Here is a 6607-nt window from a genome sequence, read left to right as displayed (position 1 = left end):
GTCGTCGTAGTCTTCGACGACCTGAAAACTCCACCTGCCTGGCAGCACGTTGCGACCGATCAACTCCGCGCAGATGTGCTCGGCCATCTGTGGGTGGCCCGCCTCGCGTATCAGGCGAACGGCGTCGTCGAGCAGCAGGTCGGCACGGCCGGTGAGTTGGTGAAAGGAATAGAGGTGGCCGCGCGCTCGCTCGGTTGTCTCCAACGCCTCCGTCAGCTTGCCCGCGGCACGCACCGCTGCGTCGTCGGCGCCGTCGGGACGCCCGCGTGCAGCGCCGCGAGCTGAACCGTCGTCTTCGTGCTGTGTCAGTGTGGATCCTTCATGGGCGTCCTGCGTGCCCCTTGAGCGCAGCGAAGCGCACCGGTAGATGTATTTCAGTAGCTTAATAGTTAAGATTGTGGTGTCAAATGCCCCGGGCGAGCTGCCCAGGCATCGCGACACGACATGGTGCATGGAATTACCGGCTGTCGCTGGTCGCCCAGTGGATTCCGATACGCTGTTCGGCGTATCGGCGAAAAGGATGCGGTTAGGTGACCAAGCGCGGCAGTAAGAACCCACCGCAGGGCCGAGCGGAGCTGGAAAAGCTGATGTCGGCCGATATGCGAGCTATCACCGCGCAGTCCGATCGCATAGGCCGGCATTTCGCGCGTCAACACGAGGTAAGCGGCGGCGACTTCCATGCCTTACTGCACATCATGGTCGCCGAAACTGCTGGAAAACCCTTGACGTTGGCACAACTGCGGGAACGCATGAACGTGACCCCTGCGGCGATTACCTATCTGGTCGACCGGATGATCGAGGCCGGTCATATCCGACGTGAATCTGATCCCGCGGACCGCCGAAAGTCGCTGCTTCGCTATGAACACAGCGGCATGGCGTTGGCGCGCGAATTTTTCAGCCCGCTCGGTGCCCATTTGCGCGCCGCGCTGGCGGATCTGCCGGACAAGGATCTGATTGCGGCCCACCGGGTTTTCATGGCGATGATCACCGCGATGTCGACGTTTGAAGCCGAGCTGCATGCAGAGCGTCCCGGATCGTCCACCACGCAGCGGAGTGCCGCAAAAGCCAACCGAGGTCGCAAAGTCGCGCGCTGACCACGTCATTCGGCAGCCACCGTCCGCGTGAGTACACGCTGCTCGATCAACTGGGCTCCGCGCGCGACACCTCCGGTGGCGTTCAAGCCGGCTGCCACCCGACGCGCGCCATCCCGCATTGTCATCGCCTCGTAAACCGCTGCGCGTAGCCGAGAGCCGGTGAGCTTCTTCGCTGGCAGCCGGGTACCGCATCGAGCCACCTGCACGCGGCGCGCAACCTCCGCCTGGTCCCGCGCGAACGGCACAACGCAAACCGGGACACCACGGTCCAGCGCCTTGAGGGTGGCGCCCATCCCCCCGTGGGTGATCGCGCAGCGGGCGCGATCGAGCACCACACTGTGCGGAAGGAATCGGGTCAGAGTCGCGTTGGGCGGCGGATGCAGCTGCGCCGGCACACCCGCGGGGAAGGTGGCAACAACGTGGACCGGCTCGTCGGCCAGCGCCTGCAACGCGGTTTCGGCCAGCACGGTATCGGCCTGCCTGATCGACGACGTGGTCACCAGTACCAAAGGCCGATCGATTGCGGTGACCCAGTCGTGTGCCTCCATCGGCGCGGGCTCGAACGCGCACGCGCCGATCAAGTACACCGTGTCTACCCATCCGGGGTGGGGATACTCGAACGGTTCCCCTCCGACCGCCAACAGCAGTGACGCCCGCCGCATCATTTCGTCGACCGTGTTCACAGCGGCCAACCCTAGCTCCGCGCGAATGACATTGATACGCGGCAACATTGGTCGATCGAAGAAGTGTCTGACGAACGGGCGCATCGACGCGTCGCGGACAGCGCCAATGATTCCCGGCAGTGGCCGCAGCCCTGGGCCAAAGGGCGGCACACCCGCAGACCGCAGGTAGGGGGTGAACGGTGAAAAGACCAACCACGGGACACCGGATGCGTCCGCGACGGACATGGCGCCCCAACAGTTCGCGTCGACGATCACCGCGTCGGGGCGCACCCGGTCGATCGCCGTGCGCAGATCGTCGACTTCAAATACGGCTCGCCGGCAAAGCACATCGATCGACGTCTTCAACACGCCAAGGGCGCTTCTCGCCAGCCAATCCCGGCCGACAACCGCCTCGATCTGCGGATCAACCGGCTCGGCGTGCAGTCCATCTCGCCGGATCCTGGGAACCTCGTCAGCCATCGCGTACACGTGGACTCCGTGGCCCCGCTGCGCCAGCTCACAGAGGAGCGCGTTGAGCGGAAAGAGATGGCCAACCGACGGCGAGCTGTATGCCAGGATTACTGCCATCGTTCACCCCGTTTGTGGCGAAGGCGCCAACGTTACACCGACATCGCGCAAGCCATCCAGATCCGCTGCACCACACCCGTGCAGACAGATGCGAAGCTCGTCGATGAAGCGCTGAAGCCAAACCGTTGCGGCGTCGGCGGATTCGATCGCCGGGGCGAGAAGTGGCCTGGCAACTGCCACCACGTCGGCCCCCAACGCGAGCGCCTTGGCCGCATCCATGCCGGTGCGAATGCCGCCGGAGGCAACGAGCGGGATAACGGGCAGCGCTTGGCGCACTTCCACGATCGCGCGTGCGGTCGGGATACCCCATTCGGCCAAGTCGGGATAGCGCAGCTCGCCGTAGCGCACGAACTGCTCGACCCGCGACCATGACGTGCCTCCGGCGCCCGCGACATCGATGGCCGCGACCGGCGGTTCGCCCGACGGGCCAAGCAATTGGGCCACTGCATCGGCGCCGATCCCGTGCCCAACTTCCTTGAGCAGCAACGGATATCGGAAGTAGGCGGCCACGTCGCGCAGCCTGTCGAGTGATCCGGAAAAGTTCGTGTCGCCGTTGTGTTGGACCGCCTCTTGCAACGGATTCGTGTGCACGGCAAGTGCATCGGCTCCGACGCGGCCGAGCGCCTTGTCAAGATCCGGCATCGCGCGCTTCGTCAACTGCGCTAAGCCAATATTGCCGATCAGCAAGATATCCGGAGCCAGGTCGCGGACGCTGAAACTGGCGGCGGCCCGCTCACCCAGCGCGCTGTCCAGCATGATCCGCTGCGATCCCAGCATCATGCCGATGCCGAGCCGTTGCGCTGCTGCGGCCAGGTTGCGGTTGATGGTGGCCGACAGATCGGCGCCGCCGGTCATTGCGCCGATCAGTACCGGGGCCCGTAACCGCGCGCCGAGAAAGTCGGTGGACATGTCGATCTCCGCCAGGCTGGTCTGGGTTAGCGCGTTGTAGGGCAGCCAGTAACGCTCCAATCCCGTCGTGACACTCCGGTAGGACACCTCATCACCGAGGCAAACGTCGATATGACGTCGCTTCCGGGCGGGCAAAGCGGATCGGTCAGGCGTCATGGCGTGGGCGGGTTGCAGCGGCAGTGGGTCGCCGTCGGGTTGTCGGTGGTTGGTGCATGGTGCTCTTTCTGGCGCAGCTTGTTGACGTCGTATTGCCGCCGAGGCGACGGCTAATCACAATCGCTGCGTTTCAGTGCTCTGATTTCGCCAGGCGTTCATTCAGTTGCTTAATACTTAAGATAATGAAATGATAGCCGAGGTTGGCCCCGCCACGAGAGCGAACGAAAGGGACCATGACGATGCGCACACTGGGAGCAACAACGCTGGCCGTCGGCGCGGCCGCCGCGGCCGGCAGCATCGCCAGCCGCGGGCATACATCTGCCTGGTACACGCGGCTGGACAAGCCCTCGTACGTGCCACCAAGTGGTGTGTTCCCGCTCGCCTGGACTTCGATATATGCGGACATCGCGGGCACCTCGGCGGTGGCAGTCAACCGCTTGCGCGCCACCGGCCAACACCGCAATGCACGCCGTTACATCACCGCGCTGGCCGTCAATTTGATCCTCAACGCCGGTTGGAGCTGGCTCTTCTTCAAGTACCGGCGACTTGGCTCCTCGGCGGTGGGCGCCGCCGCGCTGGCGCTCAGCAGCGCCGACTTGACCAGGCGGACTGCCGATGCCCAACCGCGCGCCGGGCTGGCGCTATTGCCCTATCCGATGTGGTGTGCCTTCGCCGCAGTCATGTCCGCCGATATCTGGCGGCTCAATCACTAACCGCCGACCGGGGCTGCGGAGCGTTAGCGGGCAGCTTTTTTGCGTTCGATGTCGGCCAGTGCCGCGGCCAGTTCTGCGCGCTGCGCGGCCGACGTCTCCCACGCCAGCTGCCGGTTCTTGACCACCTTGGCCGGTGCGCCGACCGCAATCGAGTAATCCGGGATGTTGCCCTTCACCACGGCGTGCGAGCCGAGCACACACCCGCGGCCGATGGTGGTGCCGCGCAGTACGGTCACCTTCGCGGCGACCCAGGTGTCCGGCCCGATGCGTACCGGGCTCTTGACGATGCCCTGGTCTTTGATCGGCATCGTGATGTTGTCCATCCGATGGTCGAAATCGCAGATGTAGCACCAGTCGGCCATTAGCACCGAATCGCCGATCTCGATGTCGAGATAGGTGTTGATGACGTTGTCGCGACCAAGCACCACCTTGTCGCCGAACCGAAGGGAGCCCTCGTGGGCGCGGATGGTGTTCTTGTCGCCGATGTGGACCCAGCGCCCGATTTCCAGCTGCGCCAGCTCGGGGGTGCAGTGAATCTCGACGTCTTTGCCGAGGAATACCATGCCGCGGGTGATGATGTGCGGATTGGCCAGCTTGAATTTCAACAGCCGCCAATAGCGCACCAGATACCACGGGCTCCACGCGCGGTTGGCCACTACCCACTTCAGGGACGCCATGGTCAGGAACTTGGCCTGGCGTGGGTCGCGCAGCATGGATCCCCGCCAGCGCCGATGCAGCGGTGCTCCCCACATGGTGGTCATGGCCGCAAAGCCTAGCCCGATGACAACGAGGGACGCACAGCGTCCCGAGGAGGAGTCGGGCCATCAAGCACAGCCCGATGACGGTCCGACGACGACATGGGATGCGCAGCATCGCGCGTCGCAGCCGGGCAATCAGGCACGACCGAAATGACACCCGCTACTCTCGGCACCGTGTTCTGGCGACTCCCCCGCCCTCGTACGACGAGTGTGCGGGTTATGGAGGCACACAACGCCATCTTTCGTGATAACGAACGCGGTCGCCGCGCGCCGCGGTCAGCTGCGGCCCTGGCAGTGATCACGCTGGCCGGGTGTGGCAACACCGACTCGTGGGTCGACGCCGCGCCCGCGAAGGGCTGGCCGGCCCAATACGGCGATGCTGCCAACAGCAGCTACACCCCGACAGCCGGCGCCACTAGTCTGGCGCTGCAATGGACTCGCTCGGTGAAGGGCAGCCTGGCGGCGGGACCGGCAATCAGCACGCGCGGTTGGCTGGTGCTCAACGCGCAAACCCCAAGCGGTTGTTCGTTGATGGAGTGGGAGAACACCGACAACGGACGGCAACGCTGGTGTGTCCGGTTGGTGCAGGGCGGCGACTTCGCCGGCCCATTGTTCGACGGCTTCGACAACGTCTACGTCGGACAGCCGGGGGCAATGCTGTCTTTCCCGCCCACCCAATGGACGCGCTGGCGGGCCCCGGTTATTGGGATGCCCTCGACCCCAAGGCTTCTCGACGGTGGTCGGCTGCTCGTGGTCACGCACCTCGGCCAGGTGGTGGTGTTCGACGCGCACCGCGGCACCGTGGTGGGCAGCCCGCTCGATCTGGTGGACGGCGTCGACCCGACCGACCCGGCCCGCGGATTGTCCGATTGCGCGCCAGCACGGCCGGGCTGCCCGGTCGCGGCGGCGCCGGCCTTCGCCCCGTCCAGCGGGACAGTGGTGATCGGCCTGTGGCAGCCGGGCGCGAAGGCAGCGGTATTGGTGGCCTTGAAGTACCACCCGGGGCAAAATCCGCTGCTGACCCGCGAATGGAGCAGCGACGCGGTCGCCGCCGGGGTCGTGGCCAGCCCGGTGCTGTCGGCCGACGGGTCGACGGTGTACGTCAATGGCCGTGACGAGAAGCTGTGGGCGCTCAACGCCGCCGACGGCAAACCGAAATGGGCTGTGCCGCTGCATTTTTTGGCTCAGACACCGCCTGCGGTGTCGCCGGGGGGATTAATCGTGTCCGGCGGCGGCCCCGACACCCGACTGGTCGCCTTCAAGGACGCCGGTGACCACGCCCAGCCGCTGTGGCGCCGCGACGACATCAGCCCGCTGTCGTCGTCGAGCCTGGCCGGCGCAAGCGTCGGCTACACGGTGGTCACCGGGACGCCCGGCCCGGGCGCGCCGGGGTTGTCGTTGCTCATCTTCGATCCGGCCAATGGCCACACCGTCAACAGCTATCCGCTGCCGAAAGCCACCGGATATCCGGTGGGCGTGTCAATCGGCCACGATCGCCGCGTGGTTACCGCCACCAGCGATGGCCAGGTCTACAGCTTCACGCCGAAGTAGCCGAGTCCCTATACCGTCAGCGGCGGGACAGCGTTGCGCGGCACCCGCACCTGGCTGGCGCCGGCGGCGGGGGGCAGCAGTTCACCGGGCGCGAAGTAGAAGATGAGCTCGTCGTCGGTGATGGCGAAGTTCTGGTAGTGGGAGGAGTCGCGGCCGACGCCGGGCGGTACCGCCCC

At 65.6% G+C, this 6607-nt stretch carries 7 protein-coding genes and 1 pseudogene; 3 read left to right on the top strand and 5 right to left on the bottom strand.

The window, feature by feature from the left end; translation table 11 throughout:
* Nucleotides 1–234: pseudogene (locus VFA16_RS02980) on the bottom strand (hypothetical protein); the annotation flags it as partial.
* Between the two features lie 296 nt (nucleotides 235–530).
* On the opposite strand from VFA16_RS02980, the gene VFA16_RS02975 reads away from it, so the two are divergent.
* A complete protein-coding gene (locus tag VFA16_RS02975; RefSeq protein WP_324966386.1) occupies nucleotides 531–1094 on the top strand; it encodes a MarR family winged helix-turn-helix transcriptional regulator in 564 nt (187 codons plus the stop codon).
* Between the two features lie 5 nt (nucleotides 1095–1099).
* Here the strand turns inward: VFA16_RS02975 and VFA16_RS02970 are convergent, their stop codons facing one another.
* Nucleotides 1100–2344 carry a glycosyltransferase gene (locus tag VFA16_RS02970; RefSeq protein ID WP_324966385.1) on the bottom strand — a complete coding sequence of 415 codons (1245 nt, stop codon included), beginning with the start codon at nucleotides 2342–2344 and terminating at the stop codon, nucleotides 1100–1102.
* Between the two features lie 3 nt (nucleotides 2345–2347).
* The gene (fni, locus tag VFA16_RS02965; protein ID WP_324966384.1) at nucleotides 2348–3409 is read right to left on the bottom strand and encodes a type 2 isopentenyl-diphosphate Delta-isomerase; all 1062 of its coding nucleotides are present in this window, start codon (nucleotides 3407–3409) and stop codon (nucleotides 2348–2350) included.
* 233 nt (nucleotides 3410–3642) lie between these two features.
* Here fni and VFA16_RS02960 point away from each other — a divergent pair, with 233 nt between their 5' ends.
* Nucleotides 3643–4122, top strand: coding sequence for a TspO/MBR family protein (locus tag VFA16_RS02960; RefSeq protein ID WP_324966383.1), 480 nt, complete (start codon nucleotides 3643–3645; stop codon nucleotides 4120–4122).
* Between the two features lie 23 nt (nucleotides 4123–4145).
* On the opposite strand, the gene VFA16_RS02955 is transcribed toward VFA16_RS02960, so the two are convergent.
* Nucleotides 4146–4883 (bottom strand): acetyltransferase, encoded by a 738-nt coding sequence (locus VFA16_RS02955; RefSeq protein WP_324966382.1) that lies wholly within the window; start codon nucleotides 4881–4883, stop codon nucleotides 4146–4148.
* 216 nt (nucleotides 4884–5099) lie between these two features.
* Here VFA16_RS02955 and VFA16_RS02950 point away from each other — a divergent pair, with 216 nt between their 5' ends.
* The gene (locus VFA16_RS02950; protein WP_324966381.1) at nucleotides 5100–6431 is read left to right on the top strand and encodes a PQQ-binding-like beta-propeller repeat protein; all 1332 of its coding nucleotides are present in this window, start codon (nucleotides 5100–5102) and stop codon (nucleotides 6429–6431) included.
* Nucleotides 6432–6439: 8 nt separating this feature from the next.
* Here the strand turns inward: VFA16_RS02950 and VFA16_RS02945 are convergent.
* Nucleotides 6440–6607: RsiV family protein (locus tag VFA16_RS02945; protein ID WP_324966387.1), on the bottom strand; the 168-nt coding region annotated here is incomplete at its 5' end.

This window comes from Mycobacterium sp., from assembly GCF_035653355.1.
In the GTDB taxonomy this organism is placed as follows: domain Bacteria; phylum Actinomycetota; class Actinomycetes; order Mycobacteriales; family Mycobacteriaceae; genus Mycobacterium.
This window is presented reverse-complemented; position numbering and strand designations above follow the sequence as displayed.